Raw genomic sequence first — 19679 nt, 5'->3', positions numbered from 1 at the left:
TGATGATGAAAATTCTTATTAGCGGTGGTGCAGGTTATATAGGTTCTCATACTTTAAGACAATTTTTAAAAACAGATCATGAAATTTGTGTTTTAGATAATCTTTCTAAGGGTTCTAAAATCGCAATAGAAGATTTGCAAAAAATAAGAGCTTTTAAATTTTTCGAACAAGATTTAAGTGATTTTCAAGGCGTAAAAGCATTGTTTGAGAGAGAAAAATTTGACGCTATTGTGCATTTTGCAGCAAGCATTGAAGTTTTTGAAAGTATGCAAAATCCTTTAAAATATTATATGAACAACACTGTTAATACGACAAATCTCATCGAAACTTGTTTGCAAACTGGAGTAAATAAATTTATATTTTCTTCAACGGCAGCCACTTATGGCGAACCACAAACTCCTGTTGTGAGCGAAACAAGCCCTTTAGCACCTATTAATCCTTATGGGCGTAGTAAGCTTATGAGTGAAGAGGTTTTGCGTGATGCAAGTATGGCAAATCCTGAATTTAAGCATTGTATTTTAAGATATTTTAATGTTGCAGGTGCTTGTATGGATTATACTTTAGGACAACGCTATCCAAAAGCAACCTTACTCATAAAAGTTGCAGCTGAATGTGCCGCAGGAAAACGTGATAAACTTTTCATATTTGGCGATGATTATGATACAAAAGATGGTACTTGCATAAGAGATTTTATCCATGTAGATGATATTTCAAGTGCGCATTTAGCGGCTTTGGATTATTTACAAGAGAATGAAAGTAATATTTTTAATGTAGGTTATGGGCATGGTTTTAGTGTCAAAGAAGTGATTGAAGCGATGAAAAAAGTTAGTGGAGTGGATTTTAAAGTAGAACTTGCCCCACGCCGTGCAGGTGATCCTAGTGTGTTGATTTCTGATGCAAGTAAAATCAGAAATCTTACTTCTTGGCAGCCTAAATATGATGATTTAGAGCTTATTTGCAAATCTGCTTTTGATTGGGAAAAACAGTGTTAAAAAAACTTTTTTTTATTTTAAGTAAGGAAGATAAAAATTTTTTATTTTTTTTGCTTGTTTTTTCAGTATTTGTTTCTTTTATAGAAACTTTTGCGATTTCTTTGGTGATGCCTTTTATCACTTTGGCCAGTGATTTTTCTTATTTTGATCGTAATAAATATTTAATCAGCTTAAAAGAATATCTTAATATCCCTGTTTTTGAAATCATTGTTTATTTTGGGGTGGGGCTTATTGTTTTTTATGTGTTTAGAGCTTTGTTAAATGCGTATTATTTTCATCTTTTAGCAAGATTTTCTAAAGGGCGTTATCATGTGATCGCTTATAAGGTTTTTTCTAAATTTTTAAATATTAATTATGAAAAATTTACTCAAAAAAATCAATCTGAAATTTTAAAGTCCATTACAGGGGAAGTTTATAATCTAAGCACTATGATTTCATCATTTTTGCTTTTGATGAGTGAAATTTTTGTAGTGCTTTTGCTTTATGCTTTAATGCTTTTGATTAATTATAAAATCACTTTATTTTTAAGTATTTTTATGGTGTTAAATGCCTTTATTTTAGTGAAAATTTTAAGCCCTATCATTAAAAAAGCAGGAGTAAGACGCGAAGAAGCGATGAAAAATTTCTTTGAAATTTTAAATACAAATTTAAATAATTTCAAATTTATTAAGCTTAAAACCAAAGAAGATGGAGTATTAAGTCTTTTTAAAGCGCAAAGTGAAGCTTTTTCTAAAGCAAATATTACCAACGAAAGTGTAGCTGCGGTGCCTAGAATTTATCTTGAAGGAATAGGTTTTTGTGTACTTGTTTTTATCGTGGTATTTTTGGTGTTGAAAAATGAAAGTGATATTTCAGGTATTTTATCCACGATTTCTATTTTTGTTTTAGCACTTTATCGCTTAATGCCAAGTGCAAATCGTATTATTACAAGTTATCATGATTTGCTTTATTATCATTCTTCTTTGGATATTATTTATCAAAATTTAAGACAAGAAGAAGAAAATTTGGGCGAGGAAAAATTAAGCTTTAATCAAGAGCTTAAAATTTACAACCTTAGCTTTGGTTATGAGGGAAAAAAATATTTATTTAAAAATCTTAACTTAAACATTAAAAAAGGCGAAAAAATCGCTTTTATAGGGGAGAGTGGTTGCGGAAAAAGTACCTTAGTAGATCTTATCATAGGACTTTTAAAACCAAAAGAAGGGCAAATTTTAATTGATAAGCAAGAATTAAATGCAAATAATACAAAAAATTATCGCCAAAAAATAGGCTATATCCCGCAAAATATCTATCTTTTTAATGACAGTATAGCTAAAAATATCACTTTTGGAGATGCGGTTGATGAAGAAAAACTTAATAGGGTTATCAAACAAGCAAATTTAGAGCATTTTATAAAAAATTTATCTCAAGGAGTGCAAACAAAAGTGGGTGATGGGGGGAGTAATTTAAGCGGGGGACAAAAACAACGCATAGCTATAGCAAGAGCTTTATATTTAGAGCCTGAAATTTTAGTGCTTGATGAAGCAACTTCTGCTCTTGATACTCAAAGTGAAGCAAAAATCATGGATGAAATTTATAAAATTTCTAAAGATAAAACCATGATTATTATCGCACATCGCCTTTCTACGATAACGCAATGTGATAAGGTTTATCGTTTAGAACACGGTAAGCTTAAAGAGGAGAAATGATGAAAATAAGCTTTATTATCGCAACTTTAAATTCAGGAGGCGCTGAGCGTGTTTTAGTAACCTTAGTTAATGCACTTTGCAAAGAGCATGAAGTAAGTATTATTAAATTTCATGCAGGAGAATCTTTTTATAAGCTTGAAAATGAAGTTAAAGTTACAAGTTTAGAACAATTTAGATTTGATACGCTTTATCATAAAATCGCAAGTCGTTTTAAGAAATTTTTTGCTTTAAGAAAGGCTTTGAAAGAAAGTAAGGCTGATGTTTTTATTTCTTTTTTGGATACGACTAATATTGCTTGTATTGCTGCGAAAATAGGGTTTAAAACTCCACTCATTATAAGTGAGCATAGCAATGAAGCGTATTTAAAACCTAAAATTTGGCGTTTTTTAAGAAGGGTAAGCTATCCTTTTTGTGATGCTTTAAGTGTGCTTGGAAGCAGTGATAAGGTGTATTATGAAAGATTTGTAAAAAGGGTTAGGCTTTTATTAAACCCTTGTCATTTTAGCGATGAAATTCCTTTTGATTCTAGTTTTGAAAAGGAAAATTTGGTTCTTTTTATAGGGCGTTTAGATCACAACAAAAACCCTGCAATGTTTTTAAAAGCTATAGCGCATTTGGATAAAAATTTGCAAGAAAATTATAAATTTGTTATAGCAGGAGATGGAGAGTTAAGGCAAGAACTTGAATACAAGGTAAAATCTTTAGGAATAAAAGTTGATTTTTTAGGACGAGTTGAAAATGTCAAGACTCTTTATGAAAAAGCAAAAGTGCTTTGTCTTTGTTCTTTTGTAGAGGGTTCGCCAACGGTTTTAATTGAAAGTTTGTATTTTGAGGTTTGTAGAATTTCAAGTTCTTATTATAATGGTGCTAAGGATTTAATCAAAGATAATCATGATGGGCTTTTGATAGGTTGTGATGATGAAATAGCACTTGCTAAAAAACTTGAACTTGTTTTAAATAATGAAAATTTTAGAAAAGAACTTGTAAATAATGCCAAACAAAGGTGTAAAGACTTTGAAATTTCTCATATCAAAGAAGAATGGCTTAAGCTTATAGCTGAGGTTAAAAATGCCTAAACTTTCTGTTATAGTACCAACTTTTAATCGTCAAGTTTTACTAGAAAAGGCTATTAAAAGCATACAAAATCAAGATTTTAAAGATTTAGAAATTATTGTAAGCGATGATAATTCTAGCGATGATACTAAAAGTGTGGTGCAAAATTTACAAAAAGATGATGATCGCATTAAGTATTTTTTAAATCAAAATTACAAACAAGGCCCAAATGGCAATAAAAATAATGGCTTAGATCAAGCAAGTGGCGAGTTTGTAACTTTTTTAGATGATGATGATGAGCTTTTATCTGGGGCTTTAAGTACCTTGATGCAAAAAGCAAATGAGGGTTATGCTCATGTTTTTGGAAATTGTTTGATAGAAAAAGAAGGAAATTTAAGCAAGGAATTTAGCGGTAAGGGCTTGGAAAAAGATAGTGAAATTTCTAAAAAAGATTTTTTAATGGTTAAATTTAGCGGAGAGTTTTTTTCTGTTTTTAAAAAATCTCTACTTGAAAACCAGCGTTTTAATGAAGAATTTTATGGCAATGAAGCCACGCTTTGGGTAAATTTATACAAGGAAAAAAGTTTTTATATCCATAAGGCTTTTAGGATTTATAGGATTTTTAGGCAAGATAGCGTGACTTTAGGGGCGAGTAAAAATGCTCATAGGGTATATTTGGGATATTTAGAGCTTGCTAAAATTTTAGAAAATGAACTTAGAATGAGTAAGGATAAAGATTATAAAAAAACTTGTGCGAGTTATTATAAAATGGCAGCTTATTATGCAAAACTTGCAAAAAATTATAAAGCTCTTTATAAGTGTTTGTTTAAAAGCTTGAGTATAAAAATCAACGCTCCTGCTTTGATATTACTCATTTTAAGTATAATTCCAAATAATATGATTGAAAAATTATCAAAAATTCGGGTGGCTTTATGCAAAAATTAGGCATTTTTATTTATTCTTTAGGAAGTGGTGGTGCTGAAAGAGTTGTGGCGACTTTATTGCCTATTTTAAGTTTGAAATTTGAAGTGCATTTGATCTTGATGAATGATAAAATTTCTTATGAAATTCCAGAGTGTCAAATTCATTTTTTAGAATGTTCAAAACCTAGTGAAAATCCTATTTTGAAATTTTTAAAACTACCTTTTTTGGCTTTAAAATATAAAAAACTTTGCAGAAATTTGGGCATTGATACAGAATTTGTTTTTTTAAATCGACCTAATTATATAGCCTTAATGGCAAGAATGTTTGGAAACAAAACTCGCCTTGTGATCAATGAATGCACTACGCCAAGTGTGATGTATGTAAAAAATAATTTTAATTCTTTGGCAAATAAATTTTTAATTTCTTTGCTTTACCCAAAAGCTGATTTAATCTTGCCTAATTCTAAAGGAAATTTAGAAGATTTAGTGCAAAATTTTAGTATAAATCCAAAAAAATGTGAAATTTTATACAATGCCATCGATTTAGAAAACATAGGGCAAAAAGCCCTTGAAGACATAGCTTTAAAAGATAAATTTATTTTAAGTGTAGGCAGGCTTGATAAAGGTAAAAATCATGCTTTATTAATTCGTGCTTATGCGAGATTGAAAACAGGTTTAAAGCTTGTGATTTTAGGTGAAGGTGTGCTTAAAGATGAGCTTTTAGCTTTGATTAAAGAATTAAATTTGGAAGAAAAGGTTTTGCTTTTAGGATTTGATAATAATCCTTATAAATACATGGCTAAATGCGAATTTTTTGCTTTTGCTTCTGTGTTTGAAGGTTTTTCAAATGTTTTAATCGAAAGTTTGGCTTGTTCTTGTGCGGTGGTTTGCACTGATCATAAAAGTGGTGCAAGAGAGCTTTTTGGCGATGATGAATTTGGACTTTTAGTAGAAGTAGATAATGAAAACTCTATGTTTCAGGGTTTAAAAACTATGCTTGAAGACGATAAATTAAGAAAAGCGTATAAAAACAAAGCTAAAACTAGGGCTAAAGCCTTTGATAAAGTAAAAATTGCACGCGATGCTTTGAAATATTTATTAGGATAAAAGATGTTGAAAAAAGAGTATTTAAAAAACCCTTATTTAGTTTTGTTTGCGATGATTATATTAGCTTATGTTTTTAGTGTATTGTGTAGATTTTACTGGATTTGGTGGGCAAGTGAGTTTAATGAGTATTTTTTCAATAATCAATTAATGATCATTTCAAACGATGGCTATGCCTTTGCTGAGGGCGCAAGAGATATGATAGCAGGTTTTCATCAGCCTAATGATTTGAGTTATTATGGATCTTCTTTATCTACGCTTACTTATTGGCTTTATAAAATCACACCTTTTTCTTTTGAAAGTATCATTTTATATATGAGTACTTTTTTATCTTCTTTGGTGGTGATTCCTATTATTTTACTAGCTAATGAATACAAACGTCCTTTAATGGGCTTTGTAGCTGCTCTTTTAGCAAGTGTAGCAAACAGTTATTATAATCGCACTATGAGTGGGTATTATGATACGGATATGCTGGTAATTGTTTTACCTATGTTTATTTTATTTTTTATGGTAAGAATGATTTTAAAAAAAGACTTTTTTTCATTGATTGCCTTGCCATTATTTATAGGGATTTATCTTTGGTGGTATCCTTCAAGTTATACTTTAAATGTAGCTTTAATTGGACTTTTTTTAATTTATACACTTATTTTTCATAGAAAAGAAAAGATTTTTTATATAGCTGTGATTTTGTCTTCTCTTACTCTTTCAAATATAGCATGGTTTTATCAAAGTGCCATTATAGTAATACTTTTTGCTTTATTTGCTTTAGAGCAAAAACGCTTAAATTTTATGATTATAGGAATTTTAGGTAGTGCAACTTTGATATTTTTGATTTTAAGCGGTGGGGTTGATCCCATACTTTATCAGCTTAAATTTTATATTTTTAGAAGTGATGAAAGTGCGAATTTAACACAGGGCTTTATGTATTTTAATGTTAATCAAACCATACAAGAAGTTGAAAATGTAGATTTTAGCGAATTTATGCGAAGAATTAGTGGTAGTGAAATTGTTTTCTTGTTTTCTTTGTTTGGTTTTGTATGGCTTTTGAGAAAACATAAAAGTATGATTATGGCTTTACCTATATTGGTGCTTGGGTTTTTAGCCTTAAAAGGGGGGCTTAGATTTACCATTTATTCTGTACCTGTAATGGCTTTAGGATTTGGTTTTTTATTGAGCGAGTTTAAGGCTATATTGGTTAAAAAATATAGCCAATTAACTTCAAATGTTTGTATTGTTTTTGCAACTATTTTGACTTTAGCTCCAGTATTTATCCATATTTACAACTATAAAGCGCCAACAGTTTTTTCTCAAAATGAAGCATCATTATTAAATCAATTAAAAAATATAGCCAATAGAGAAGATTATGTGGTAACTTGGTGGGATTATGGTTATCCTGTGCGTTATTATAGCGATGTGAAAACTTTAGTAGATGGTGGAAAGCATTTAGGTAAGGATAATTTTTTCCCTTCTTTTGCTTTAAGCAAAGATGAACAAGCTGCGGCTAATATGGCAAGACTTAGTGTAGAATATACAGAAAAAAGCTTTTATGCTCCGCAAAATGATATTTTAAAATCAGACATTTTACAAGCCATGATGAAAGATTATAATCAAAGCAATGTGGATTTATTTCTAGCTTCATTATCAAAACCTGATTTTAAAATCGATACACCAAAAACTCGTGATATTTATCTTTATATGCCCGCTAGAATGTCTTTGATTTTTTCTACGGTGGCTAGTTTTTCTTTTATTAATTTAGATACAGGAGTTTTGGATAAACCTTTTACCTTTAGCACAGCTTATCCACTTGATGTTAAAAATGGAGAAATTTATCTTAGCAACGGAGTGGTTTTAAGCGATGATTTTAGAAGTTTTAAAATAGGTGATAATGTGGTTTCTGTAAATAGTATCGTAGAGATTAATTCTATTAAACAAGGTGAATACAAAATCACTCCAATTGATGATAAGGCTCAGTTTTATATTTTTTATTTAAAGGATAGTGCTATTCCTTACGCACAATTTATTTTAATGGATAAAACCATGTTTAATAGTGCTTATGTGCAAATGTTTTTTTTAGGAAATTATGATAAGAATTTATTTGACTTGGTGATTAATTCTAGAGATGCCAAGGTTTTTAAACTTAAAATTTAAGGGTTGAAAATGAGAATAGGATTTTTATCACATGCAGGAGCAAGTATTTATCATTTTAGAACGCCTATTATAAAAGCATTAAAAGATAGAAAAGATGAAGTTTTTGTTATAGTGCCACAAGATGAATACACACAAAAACTTAGAGATCTTGGCTTAAAAGTAATTGTTTACGAGCTTTCAAGAGCTAGTTTAAATCCTTTTGTGGTTTTAAAGAATTTTTTTTATCTTGCTAAGGTTTTGAAAAATTTAAATCTTGATCTTATTCAAAGTGCGGCACACAAAAGCAATACCTTTGGAATTTTAGCAGCAAAATGGGCAAAAATTCCTTATCGTTTTGCTTTGGTAGAAGGCTTGGGATCTTTTTATATAGATCAAGGTTTTAAGGCAAAATTAGTGCGTTTTTTTATTAATAATCTTTATAAATTAAGTTTTAAATTTGCACACCAATTTATTTTTGTCAATGAAAGTAATGCTGAGTTTATGCGGAATTTAGGACTTAAGGAAAGTAAAATTTGTGTGATAAAATCCGTAGGGATCAATTTAAAAAAATTTTTTCCTATTTATGTAGAATCGGAAAAAAAAGAGCTTTTTTGGAAAAATTTAAACATAGATAAAAAACCCATTGTGCTTATGATAGCAAGAGCTTTATGGCATAAAGGTGTAAAAGAATTTTATGAAAGTGCTACTATGCTAAAAGACAAAGCAAATTTTGTTTTAGTTGGTGGAAGAGATGAAAATCCTTCTTGTGCGAGTTTGGAGTTTTTAAACTCGGGTGTGGTGCATTATTTGGGTGCTAGAAGTGATATAGTCGAGCTTTTGCAAAATTGTGATATTTTTGTTTTACCAAGCTATAAAGAAGGCTTTCCTGTAAGTGTTTTGGAGGCAAAAGCTTGTGGTAAGGCTATAGTGGTAAGTGACTGCGAAGGTTGTGTAGAGGCTATTTCTAATGCTTATGATGGACTTTGGGCAAAAACAAAAAATGCTAAGGATTTAAGCGAAAAAATTTCACTTTTATTAGAAGATGAAAAATTAAGATTAAATTTAGCTAAAAATGCCGCCCAAGATGCTTTACAATACGATGAAAATAATATCGCACAGCGTTATTTAAAACTTTATGATAGGGTAATTAAGAATGTATGAAAAAGTTTTTAAAAGAATTTTTGATTTTATTTTAGCTTTAGTGCTTTTAGTACTTTTTTCTCCGGTGATTTTAATCACTGCTTTACTTTTAAAAATCACTCAAGGAGGTGTGATTTTTACCCAAAATCGTCCCGGGTTAGATGAAAAAATTTTTAAAATTTATAAATTTAAAACCATGAGCGATGAAAGAGATGAAAAGGGTGAGTTATTGAGCGATGAGCTTCGCTTAAAAGCTTTTGGAAAAATTGTTAGAAGCTTAAGCTTGGATGAGCTTTTACAACTTTTTAATGTCTTAAAAGGGGATATGAGTTTTGTGGGACCTAGACCTCTTTTAGTAGAGTATTTATCCCTTTATAATGAAGAGCAAAAATTGCGTCATAAAGTGCGTCCAGGTATAACAGGGTTGGCGCAGGTAAATGGTAGAAATGCTATTTCTTGGCAGAAAAAATTCGAACTTGATGTGTATTATGTGAAAAATATTTCTTTTTTGCTTGATTTAAAAATCATGTTTTTAACAGCTTTAAAGGTTTTAAAACGAAGTGGGGTAAGCAAAGAAGGCCATGTTACAACAGAGAAATTTAATGGCAAGAACTGAAAAAATTTATATTTATGGTGCTAGTGGTCATGGGCTTGTTTGTGAAGATGTGGCTAAAAATATGGGTTATAAAGAATGTATTTTTTTAGATGATTTTAAAGGAATGAAATTTGAAAGTACCTTACCTAAATATGATTTTTTTATAGCCATAGGAAACAATGAAATTCGAAAAAAGATTTATCAAAAAATTTCAGAAAATGGCTTTAAAATTGTCAATCTTATCCATAAAAGTGCACTTATAAGTCCTAGCGCAATCGTGGAAGAAAGTGCAGGAATTTTAATCATGCCTTATGTAGTGATTAACGCTAAAGCTAAAATAGAAAAAGGTGTGATTTTAAATACTTCAAGCGTAATTGAGCATGAATGTGTGATAGGGGAATTTTCTCATGTGAGTGTGGGAGCTAAATGTGCGGGTAATGTAAAAATTGGTAAAAATTGTTTTTTAGGGATTAATTCTTGTGTTTTGCCTAATTTAAGTTTGGCAGATGATAGTATTTTAGGTGGTGGAGCAACTTTAGTTAAAAATCAAGATGAAAAAGGTGTTTTTGTGGGAGTACCTGCAAAAAGAAAAATATGAAATGATTATAAAAAGATTTTTGTTTGATTCTTTGTAAATTTTTTTAGGTAAAATAGAGTCAATTTATAAAAATTTTGTTTTACACAAAGGATAAATCATGAGATTTTTTCTTTCTCCTCCGCATATGGGTGGTAATGAATTAAAATACATAGAAGAAGTTTTCAAAAGCAATTATATAGCACCTTTGGGTGAATTTGTAAATCGCTTTGAACAAAGTGTCAAGGCTTACAGTAAAAGTGAAAATGCCTTAGCTTTAAATTCAGCCACAGCGGCTTTGCATTTAGCTTTAAGGGTGGCAGGGGTAAAACAAGATGATATTGTTTTGGCTTCTTCTTTTACTTTTATCGCTTCAGTAGCACCTATTTGTTATCTTAAAGCAAAACCTGTATTTATAGATTGTGATGAAACTTATAATATCGATGTAGATTTATTAAAGCTTGCTATTAAAGAATGTGAAAAAAAACCAAAAGCATTGATTTTAACTCATCTTTATGGCAATGCGGCTAAAATGGATGAAATTGTTGAAATTTGCAAAGAAAATGAAATTGTTTTAATCGAAGATGCTGCTGAAGCTTTAGGAAGTTTTTATAAGAATAAAGCTTTAGGAACTTTTGGAGAATTTGGAGCTTATTCTTATAATGGCAATAAAATTATCACCACTTCAGGTGGAGGTATGCTTATAGGAAAAAATAAAGAAAAGATTGAAAAAGCAAGATTTTATAGCACTCAAGCTAGGGAAAATTGTTTGCATTATGAACATTTAGATTATGGTTATAATTACCGCTTAAGCAATGTTTTAGGAGCTATTGGCGTAGCGCAAATGGAGGTTTTAGAACAAAGAGTGCTTAAAAAAAGAGAAATTTATGAGTGGTATAAAGAATTTTTAGGAGAGTGTTTTAGCTTTTTAGATGAATTAGAAAATTCAAGAAGCAATCGCTGGTTAAGTACAGCTTTGATTGATTTTGATAAAAATGAACTTAATTCTTGTCAAAAAGATATAAATATCAGTCAAAAAAATATTACTTTGCATCCAAAAATTTCAAAACTCATAGAAGATTTGAAAAATGAACAAATAGAAACAAGACCATTATGGAAAGCTATGCACGCTCAAGAAGTATTTAAAGGAGCTAAGGCTTATCTTAATGGCAATAGTGAGTTATTTTTCCAAAAAGGAATTTGTTTGCCAAGTGGCACGGCGATGAGTAAAGATGATGTTTATGAAATTTCAAAACTGATCTTAAAGAGCATAAAGGCTTAAAATGATTTTTTATAAAAGCAAAAGATTAGCATTTTTTTTAACTTCAGATATTGTTTTAATTTTACTTAGCGTTTATCTGGCTTTTTCTTTGAGATTTAGTGGAGATATTCCGAGTATTTTTTATCATGGTATGATGGTTTCTGCTATTATTTTGCTTGTTTTAAAACTTTCATTTTTGTTTGTTTTTAGAATTTATAAAGTAGCTTGGAGATTTTTTTCTCTTAATGAAGCAAGAAAAATTTTTATCGCTTTGCTTTTAGCTGAGTTTTGTTTTTTTCTTATTTTTTATTTTTTTAGTGATTTTTTTAATCCTTTTCCAAGAAGTGCTATTGTGATAGATTTTGTTCTTTCTTATATGTTTATAGGTACTTTAAGAATTAGCAAAAGAATGCTTGTGGATTTTAAACCTTCTAGAATGAAAGAAGAAGAAACTCCTTGTATTGTAGTAGGGGCAACTTCTAAGGCTTTGCATTTGTTAAAAGGTGCAAAAGAAGGTTCTTTAGGGCTTTTTCCTGTAGGCGTAGTTGATGCGAGAAAAGAGCTTATAGGGACTTATTGTGATAAATTTATTGTAGAAGAAAAAGAAAAAATAAAATCTTATGTAGAACAAGGGGTAAAAACTGCCATTATTGCTTTAAGACTTGAACAAGAAGAGCTTAAAAAACTTTTTGAAGAACTTGTAGCTTATGGTATTTGTGATGTAAAAATATTTTCTTTTACAAGAAACGAAGCAAGAGATATCAGTATAGAAGACTTGCTTGCTAGAAAACCAAAAGATTTAGATGATAGTGCTGTGGCGGCTTTTTTAAAAGACAAGGTAGTTTTGGTAAGTGGAGCAGGTGGAACTATAGGCAGTGAACTTTGTAAGCAATGTATTAAATTTGGCGCTAAGCATCTTATTATGGTTGATCATAGTGAGTATAATCTTTATAAGATCAATGATGATTTAAATTTATATAAAGAAAAAATTACTCCTATTTTACTGAGTATTTTAGATAAGCAAAGTTTAGATGAGGTATTAAAAACTTATAAACCTGAGCTTATTTTACATGCAGCCGCTTATAAACATGTGCCTCTTTGTGAACAAAATCCACATTCAGCAGTAATCAATAATATTTTAGGAACTAAAATTTTATGCGACAGTGCTAAAGAAAATAAAGTAGCTAAATTTGTGATGATAAGTACAGATAAAGCAGTGCGACCAACAAATATTATGGGTTGCACTAAAAGAGTTTGTGAGCTTTATACTTTAAGTATGAGTGATGAAAATTTTGAAGTTGCTTGTGTGCGTTTTGGTAATGTTTTAGGTTCTAGTGGTAGTGTGATACCGAAATTTAAAGCACAAATTGCCAATAATGAGCCTTTAACTTTAACGCACCCTGATATAGTGCGTTATTTTATGCTTGTGGCTGAGGCAGTGCAACTTGTTTTACAAGCTGGAGCTATCGCAAAAGGGGGAGAACTTTTTGTTTTGGATATGGGTAAGCCTGTGAAAATCATAGATTTAGCTAAAAAAATGCTTTTACTTTCTAATCGCAATGATTTAGAAATTAAAATCACAGGCTTAAGAAAAGGTGAGAAGCTTTATGAAGAGCTTTTGATTGATGAAAATGATGCTAAAACGCAATATGAGAGTATTTTTGTAGCAAAGAATGAGAAGGTTGATCTTGATTGGCTTAATAAAGAGATAGAAAATTTACAAATATGTGAAGATATTTCAGAGGCTTTATTAAAGATTGTACCTGAATTTAAACACAATAAAGAAGGTGTATAATGTATATAAAAGATATACAAAGATTTGAAGATAATCGCTATCGTGCTAGAGCTTATATGAGTTATATTTTAACAAGAAATCTGCCCAATAAACTTCCTGATATTCACCTTGAAACGATTAAAACAGCTTTGGATAAAATAGCTCATGAAGTTGTTGTTTTTGATGCTTTGTATATTTTAGATATTTCAGGCATGCAAATAGAAAATGCGATTTCCTTAAATAAAGCTCATGAAATAGGGCAGGGTGAGGATAGAAGTACTCGTTCTTATTTTTATAGAGCTGTAAAATTAAGACGATGTGTTTTAAGCGATCCTTATCCTTCGGTTTTAAATAATGAGCTTTGCGTGACAGCTTCTATGCCAATTTACGATGATAAAAATAACTTGCTTTTTGTTGTTTGTATTGATATCAAGCTTGAAGATATTTTAAAGATTATTCAAGCAGGAAAATTTGAGTTTGTTTTTACTCAATTTAGTCGTTCGGTATATTTTTGCTTCGCACTGGTTTTATTTGTGATTACTTGTTTTTTATTTCAAAAAGGTTTTTTTAGTCTTTTTGATAATCAAGCTATAGGTATAGAACATATGTTTGAAAGTACCATCGCTATAACTTTGGCTTTAGCTATTTTTGATTTGGCAAAAACTTTGATCGAACAAGAAGTATTAGGAAGGACAAAAAAAGAAGAAGGTGGAATTCAAAAAACTATGGTGAGATTTTTGGGTTCTATTATCATTGCTTTAGCTATAGAAGCTTTGATGTTGGTATTTAAACTTGCTATTGGTGATCTTTCTCAGATGATTTATGCGATTTATCTTATCGGTGGAGTGAGCTTGCTTCTTTTAGGTTTAAGTGTATATTTATTTACGGTTAAGTATAAAAATAATAATATTTGAGTAAAAATTTAAGTAAAAGATGATATAATGCTGTTTTTTAAAATTTTTTAGCTTGATTAATAAGGCTAAAAAGGGTAAAATAAAACTATAAAAACTTTGAAAGGACGAAATTGTGAAATTGTTAGTTGTTGATGACAGTTCTACTATGAGAAGGATTATTAAAAATACCCTAACAAGACTTGGACACGATGATGTTTTAGAAGCTGAGCATGGCGTTGAAGCTTGGGATTTATTAACTAAAAATGAAGATGTAAAAGTTTTAATTACAGATTGGAATATGCCAGAAATGAATGGCTTGGAGTTGGTAAAAAAAGTAAGAGCAGAGAAAAAATATGAAGATATGCCTATCATCATGGTTACAACTGAGGGCGGAAAAGCTGAAGTGATTACTGCTTTAAAAGCTGGCGTAAATAACTATATTGTAAAACCTTTTACTCCACAAGTTTTAAAGGAAAAACTTGAAGATGTTTTAGGAACAGGAAGTGGAGAAGGTGCAGCTGAGTAAAGGCTGATTTTTAAAATTCTAAATGCAAAAAAAATATTATGAATTGTTCTTTATTGTAGAAGAGCGGTATAAAAATTTATTTCTTGATTTTGCTTTTGATTTAGGTATAGAAGCCATAGAAGAGAAAGATAATGGTGTTTACATTAGATCCCATGAGAGTTTAGAAGAGTTTTCATGGGCACTTGAAATATTTGCTCAAAAACTTACAACTACTTTCAATTTAAACCATAAAATTATTTCTAATTTAAGTCTTGTAGAGAAAGAAAACAAGGACTGGATACAAGAATATAAAAAAGGCATAAAACCTATCTTAGTGGATAATGTTTACATCCATACAACTTGGCAAGAAGAAAAGAAGAATTGTATAAATATAAAGATTAATCCAGCCTTAGCCTTTGGCTCAGGACATCACGAAAGCACATATTCTTGTGTAAAATTTTTACAAAAATTTTCTAAAAGTAAATTAAGAGCTTTAGATCTTGGTTGTGGTAGTGGAATTTTGGGTATTATTATGGCAAAGTTTGGTTGTAATGTTGAAATTTGTGATACTGATGAGTTGGCTATTGATAGTTCTTTAGAAAATGCAAGATTAAATGGTGTCGATTTTCACAAGGCTTGGTGTGGATCTATAGATAAAGCAAATGGTTTATATAATCTAATTGTTGCAAATATCATTGCAGATGTGATTTTAATTTTAGAAAAAGATATTAAAAACCATTTAGAAGATAATGCTATACTTATTTTGTCAGGAATTTTAGATAAATATTCAACAAGAATTAAAGAAAAATTTCAAGATTTGGAACTCATTGATGAAATGCAAATCAATGAGTGGTGTAGTTTTGTATATAAAAATAATAAAAAAGGATAAGCAATGAATAATAATACCCAAAATAATAAGGGTAATCCGCAGGGTAATAATTTTTTTAACAAAAATCCCATTTTTATTTTTGCGATTTTTGCAATTGTAATGATAATTATTTTTAAGGGATTTTTTGATGGCAATGGTTCTTTTGGCGGGGCATTGAATGGCAATGAAGTAAATAAAAATGTCCCTTATTCTGAGTTAAAAAAGCTTATTGAAAGTGGACAAATCAATCAAGTTAGTATAGGACAAACAACAATCAAAGCGATTTCAAGCTCTCACAATACTGTTTATACAGCAAAAAAAGTTAATGATCCTGAGCTTGTGAGTTTACTAGATAGTAAAAATATCGCTTATGGTGCGTATTCTGAAACAAATTGGTTTACGGATATACTTTTTTCATGGGTTTTGCCAGTATTTATTTTCTTTGGTATTTGGATGTTTTTGGCAAGTCGTATGCAAAAAAATATGGGAAGTTCTATATTGGGTATAGGAAGTTCTAAGAAGCTTGTAAATTCAGAAAAACCTAAAGTAAAATTTAGCGATGTAGCTGGTGTTGAAGAAGCTAAAGAAGAAGTAAAAGAAATTGTAGATTTTTTAAAGTATCCTGAAAGATATATTAAATTGGGAGCTAAAATTCCAAAAGGGCTTTTACTTGTTGGGCCTCCAGGTACAGGAAAAACTTTGCTTGCAAAAGCAGTTGCAGGTGAAGCTGATGTGCCGTTTTTTAGTGTTTCAGGTTCGTCTTTTATAGAAATGTTTGTGGGTGTAGGTGCTTCTCGTGTGAGAGATTTATTTGAAAATGCAAAAAAAGAAGCTCCTGCTATTGTTTTTATAGATGAAATAGATGCTATTGGTAAAAGTCGTGCAGCAAGTGGCATGATGGGTGGAAACGATGAAAGAGAGCAAACTTTAAATCAGCTTTTGGCTGAAATGGATGGCTTTGGGACAGAAAGTTCCCCAGTCATTGTTTTAGCAGCAACAAATCGCCCAGAAGTTTTAGATGCAGCGCTTTTAAGACCAGGAAGGTTTGATAGACAAGTTTTAGTTGATAAACCTGATTTTAAAGGTAGGTGTGATATTTTAAAAGTGCACATGAAAGATGTCAAAATCTCCCCAAAAGTTAAAGTAGAAGATATAGCACGCTTAACCGCAGGGCTTGCAGGAGCTGATCTTGCAAATATTATTAATGAAGCAGCGCTTTTAGCGGGTAGGGATTCTAAAAAATATGTAGAACAAAATGATTTAGTTGAAGCTGTTGAAAGAGCTATAGCAGGGCTTGAGAAGAAATCACGTCGTATTAATGAAAAAGAAAAGAAAATTGTTACTTATCATGAATGCGGTCATGCTTTGATTGCTGAAACTACCAAAGGCGCAAAACGTGTAAGTAAGGTTTCTGTGATTCCGCGTGGTCTTGCGGCTTTAGGTTATACTTTAAATACTCCTGAGGAAAATAAATTTTTAATGCAAAAACATGAACTTATCGCTGAAGTAGATGTACTTTTGGGTGGTCGTGCAGCTGAAGAAGTGTTTATAGGTGAAATTTCAACGGGTGCAAGTAATGATTTAGAAAGAGCAACCGATATCATAAAAGCTATGATTTCTATGTATGGTATGAGTGAAATTGCAGGACTTATGGTACTTGAAAAACAAAGAAATACTTTCTTAAGTGGTGGACAAACTATCAAAGATTATTCTGAAAAGATGGCAGAATCTTTAGATGATTATGTAAAGAAAACCTTGGATGAACGCTATAAAGATGTTAAAGATACTTTAAATACTTATAAGGGAGCGATTGAGACTATGGTTGCAGCCCTTTATGAAGAAGAAACTATTGAAGGTAATAAAGTGCGCGAGATTATTAAAGAGTTTGAGGATCAAAATAGTCTACCAACTCGTTTACAAGAACTCGAAGAAGTTAAAACTGAAGTTAAAGTAGAAGAATGAAAGATTTTATTGCAAAAGATGGATATTTAAGCCTTATTATTTTAAGCTTGATTTTTATTTTTGTATGGATTTTTTATTCTTTTTCCATTTTACTATTAACATTAATTGTAATTTGTATTTTTCTTTTTAGAACACCCAAAAGAGAACTTGTTTGTAGTGATGAAAAAGCTATTTTTGCACCTATAGATGGTAGGGTTACTAAAATAGAAAATATTCATCATAAAGATTTGGGTGAATGTGTTGAAATTACTATTAAAAATGCTCTTTATGATGCTGGAAATTTTAATACACCTTTTGCAATGTCTATAATAGATGTTCGTTTACGACATGGGCTTTTTTTGTGCAGTGAATTAAAATCTGCAAAAATGATGAATGAAAGAGCTTTTATTTTGGCAAAAGTTAAAGAGAATAAAACGATAGCCTTGCGAATCTATGCAGGTTCTTTTGATAGAAAATTAAAGCTTGATAATATTTCTCATGATTTAAAAGCAGGAGATAGAATGGGTTTTTTAATTAATGGCTCTATAAGTTTACTTTTACCAAAAGATACTAGAATTCATATAGGCTTAAATGATGAAATTAAAGCAGGTTCATTGCTAGGCTATTTTGCGTAAGGAAAAATAATGAATAACAGACCGCAACTAATTTATATTTTACCCAATCTTTTTACAGCTGCTTCAGCTTTTTTAGGGGTTATTTCTATTATAGCTTCAATACATGGAAATTATTATACAGCTTTGATTTATATTATTTTATCTTTGATTTGCGATGGGCTTGATGGCCGTGTTGCAAGACTTACAAATTCTACTTCAAAATTTGGAGTAGAATTTGATTCTTTGGCTGATCTAGTAGCTTTTGGAGTTGCTCCAGCGGTTCTTTTTTATATGGCGATAGGTTATGATTTTGGAAAACTTGGATCTTTGATTACAGCTTTTTTTGTGGTTTTTGGAGCTATTCGTTTGGCGAGATTTAATGTTACCACAGGCACTTATGAACCCTCCGTTTTTATAGGTCTTCCTATACCTACTGCAGCAGTTGTGAGTGCTATATGGACTTATGCGTTTATCAGTTATGATTTTTTAAAGCCTTATGGCGTAGTTTTTTTGGTGCTTCAAGCAATTTTAGGGCTTTTAATGGTAAGTAATATACGTTATCCTAGTTTTAAAAAGCTTGATTTTAATCGTTCTAGTGTTTTAAAAGTTTTGATTATTTTAATTATAATATTTTCATTTTTATATCTTTACCCTCTTGAAAGTTTAGTAATTTTAGCAAGCTTGTATGTGCTTTATGGAATTATTCGGGTTTTATATACCATTATCGTTTCAAAATTTAAGATAAGAAATCAAGAGTAAAATTTTTCAATGACTTCGCATTCTTCTTGAGTGAAGCCAGCTTTGATTCTTGCTTGAATGTTAAGTTTTTTTCCCGCAAGAGAGAATTGTTTAAATGTTTTGCAAAGCTCAATAAAATCATACCTGTTTTGATTTGCAAATTTCCACCAAGTATCTCCTTTTTTAACGTGTTTTATTTCATCATTAAGTATAATTTCAAGATATTCCATTAGAAGATTTTTAATGGAATGATTGGAACTTTGAAGTTTTTGAACAACAAAGGGGTTGGCATCAAGCCCTTTAGCTTCTAAACCTCTATGAACTACTCCCATTCTAAAGCTTAAAGAGTCTTTTGTAGCTTCTAGAGCAGATTCTAAATTATCATGCACTGGAAAATTTCCATATTTGTAACTAAGTTCTTTAAGTGCTGAATTTAAAAGTTTGAAATGTTTAATTTCCTCATCTGCTACCTCCAGCCAATCGTAATAAAATTGCAAAGGTAGATTTTTAAAGCGATAACTCGCATCTAAAGCCAGGTTAATTGCATTAAATTCTATATGAGCGACTGAATGAATTATTTTAGCAAGCGCATGAGTTGAATTGACAAATTTAGGCCTTCTTATACGCGTAGGATGAAGCAAGGTAATTTGTTGTGATGTATTTTTTTTGAAAATGCTTTGATGTTCGTGATTAAAAATCAATTTGTGGCTTTTAAAGTCTTCATAAAAATTTTGAAAAGAGTGAAATTTTATAGTTATATTTTTTTCATATAAAATATCTTGAAGTTCTTGAAAAAATTCTTTTTGCATTTAAAACTTTCTTGAAAATTATAAAAATTTATCATTTAAAATTGAAAATTTAATTATATAATATAAAAATTATTTTACAA

General features: G+C 30.3%; 18 protein-coding genes. 17 read left to right on the top strand and 1 reads right to left on the bottom strand.

Going from position 1 to position 19679, the window contains the following annotated elements; genetic code table 11:
- The first annotated feature begins 5 nt into the window (after nt 1-5).
- From galE to pssA, 17 genes are all read left to right on the top strand, one after another.
- A complete protein-coding gene (gene galE, locus OT390_RS05775) occupies nt 6-992 on the top strand; it encodes a UDP-glucose 4-epimerase GalE (protein ID WP_032587260.1) in 987 nt (328 codons plus the stop codon).
- Nucleotides 986-2680, top strand: a complete 1695-nt coding sequence (gene pglK / locus OT390_RS05770; protein ID WP_002867213.1) for an ABC-type lipopolysaccharide transporter PglK — start codon at nt 986-988, stop codon at nt 2678-2680. The genes galE and pglK overlap by 7 nt, the downstream gene beginning before the upstream one ends.
- On the top strand, nt 2677-3756 hold the full coding sequence (gene pglH, locus OT390_RS05765; RefSeq protein WP_079346724.1) for a GalNAc-alpha-(1->4)-GalNAc-alpha-(1->3)-diNAcBac-PP-undecaprenol alpha-1,4-N-acetyl-D-galactosaminyltransferase: 1080 nt from the start codon (nt 2677-2679) through the stop codon (nt 3754-3756). The genes pglK and pglH overlap by 4 nt, the downstream gene beginning before the upstream one ends.
- Nucleotides 3749-4678, top strand: coding sequence for a GalNAc(5)-diNAcBac-PP-undecaprenol beta-1,3-glucosyltransferase (gene pglI, locus OT390_RS05760; RefSeq protein ID WP_002867212.1), 930 nt, complete (start codon nt 3749-3751; stop codon nt 4676-4678). The genes pglH and pglI overlap by 8 nt, the downstream gene beginning before the upstream one ends.
- The gene (pglJ, locus tag OT390_RS05755; RefSeq protein WP_002867211.1) at nt 4666-5763 is read left to right on the top strand and encodes an N-acetylgalactosamine-N,N'-diacetylbacillosaminyl-diphospho-undecaprenol 4-alpha-N-acetylgalactosaminyltransferase; all 1098 of its coding nucleotides are present in this window, start codon (nt 4666-4668) and stop codon (nt 5761-5763) included. Before pglI ends, pglJ begins: the two co-directional genes overlap by 13 nt.
- A 3-nt stretch (nt 5764-5766) precedes the next feature.
- Nucleotides 5767-7908: an undecaprenyl-diphosphooligosaccharide--protein glycotransferase gene (pglB, locus tag OT390_RS05750; protein ID WP_002860216.1), complete on the top strand. Its 2142-nt coding sequence runs from the start codon at nt 5767-5769 to the stop codon at nt 7906-7908.
- Between the two features lie 9 nt (nt 7909-7917).
- Nucleotides 7918-9048, top strand: coding sequence for a N,N'-diacetylbacillosaminyl-diphospho-undecaprenol alpha-1,3-N-acetylgalactosaminyltransferase (gene pglA, locus OT390_RS05745; RefSeq protein ID WP_052800205.1), 1131 nt, complete (start codon nt 7918-7920; stop codon nt 9046-9048).
- A complete protein-coding gene (pglC, locus tag OT390_RS05740; protein WP_032583016.1) occupies nt 9041-9643 on the top strand; it encodes an undecaprenyl phosphate N,N'-diacetylbacillosamine 1-phosphate transferase in 603 nt (200 codons plus the stop codon). The genes pglA and pglC overlap by 8 nt, the downstream gene beginning before the upstream one ends.
- Nucleotides 9630-10220, top strand: coding sequence for a UDP-N-acetylbacillosamine N-acetyltransferase (gene pglD / locus OT390_RS05735; RefSeq protein WP_004308598.1), 591 nt, complete (start codon nt 9630-9632; stop codon nt 10218-10220). The genes pglC and pglD overlap by 14 nt, the downstream gene beginning before the upstream one ends.
- Before the next feature lie 97 nt (nt 10221-10317).
- Nucleotides 10318-11478: a UDP-N-acetylbacillosamine transaminase gene (gene pglE, locus OT390_RS05730; RefSeq protein WP_002852877.1), complete on the top strand. Its 1161-nt coding sequence runs from the start codon at nt 10318-10320 to the stop codon at nt 11476-11478.
- Between the two features lies 1 nt (nt 11479).
- On the top strand, nt 11480-13252 hold the full coding sequence (gene pglF / locus OT390_RS05725) for a UDP-N-acetylglucosamine 4,6-dehydratase (configuration-retaining) (RefSeq protein WP_002858054.1): 1773 nt from the start codon (nt 11480-11482) through the stop codon (nt 13250-13252).
- Complete coding sequence (locus OT390_RS05720) at nt 13252-14145, top strand: PDC sensor domain-containing protein (protein ID WP_002856519.1); 894 nt, start codon at nt 13252-13254, stop codon at nt 14143-14145. Before pglF ends, OT390_RS05720 begins: the two co-directional genes overlap by 1 nt.
- A gap of 112 nt (nt 14146-14257) precedes the next feature.
- A complete protein-coding gene (locus OT390_RS05715; RefSeq protein WP_002866134.1) occupies nt 14258-14650 on the top strand; it encodes a chemotaxis response regulator CheY in 393 nt (130 codons plus the stop codon).
- Nucleotides 14651-14672: 22 nt separating this feature from the next.
- The gene (locus OT390_RS05710) at nt 14673-15518 is read left to right on the top strand and encodes a 50S ribosomal protein L11 methyltransferase (RefSeq protein WP_002856135.1); all 846 of its coding nucleotides are present in this window, start codon (nt 14673-14675) and stop codon (nt 15516-15518) included.
- A gap of 3 nt (nt 15519-15521) precedes the next feature.
- Nucleotides 15522-17459, top strand: a complete 1938-nt coding sequence (gene ftsH / locus OT390_RS05705) for an ATP-dependent zinc metalloprotease FtsH (RefSeq protein WP_002856296.1) — start codon at nt 15522-15524, stop codon at nt 17457-17459.
- Complete coding sequence (locus OT390_RS05700) at nt 17456-18073, top strand: phosphatidylserine decarboxylase (RefSeq protein WP_032586289.1); 618 nt, start codon at nt 17456-17458, stop codon at nt 18071-18073. Before ftsH ends, OT390_RS05700 begins: the two co-directional genes overlap by 4 nt.
- Before the next feature lie 9 nt (nt 18074-18082).
- Nucleotides 18083-18811, top strand: coding sequence for a CDP-diacylglycerol--serine O-phosphatidyltransferase (gene pssA / locus OT390_RS05695; RefSeq protein ID WP_002859122.1), 729 nt, complete (start codon nt 18083-18085; stop codon nt 18809-18811).
- On the opposite strand, the gene OT390_RS05690 is transcribed toward pssA, so the two are convergent.
- Entirely contained in the window at nt 18802-19599 is a 798-nt protein-coding gene (locus OT390_RS05690; protein WP_002870128.1) for a ferritin-like domain-containing protein, read from the bottom strand. The genes pssA and OT390_RS05690 overlap by 10 nt on opposite strands.
- Nucleotides 19600-19679: the final 80 nt, after the last annotated feature.

The sequence above is a fragment of the Campylobacter sp. CFSAN122748 genome, assembly GCF_045277125.1.
Taxonomy (GTDB): Bacteria; Campylobacterota; Campylobacteria; order Campylobacterales; family Campylobacteraceae; genus Campylobacter_D; species Campylobacter_D jejuni.
Note: the sequence above shows the minus strand (reverse complement) of the source record. Positions and strands in the feature narration are given on the sequence as shown.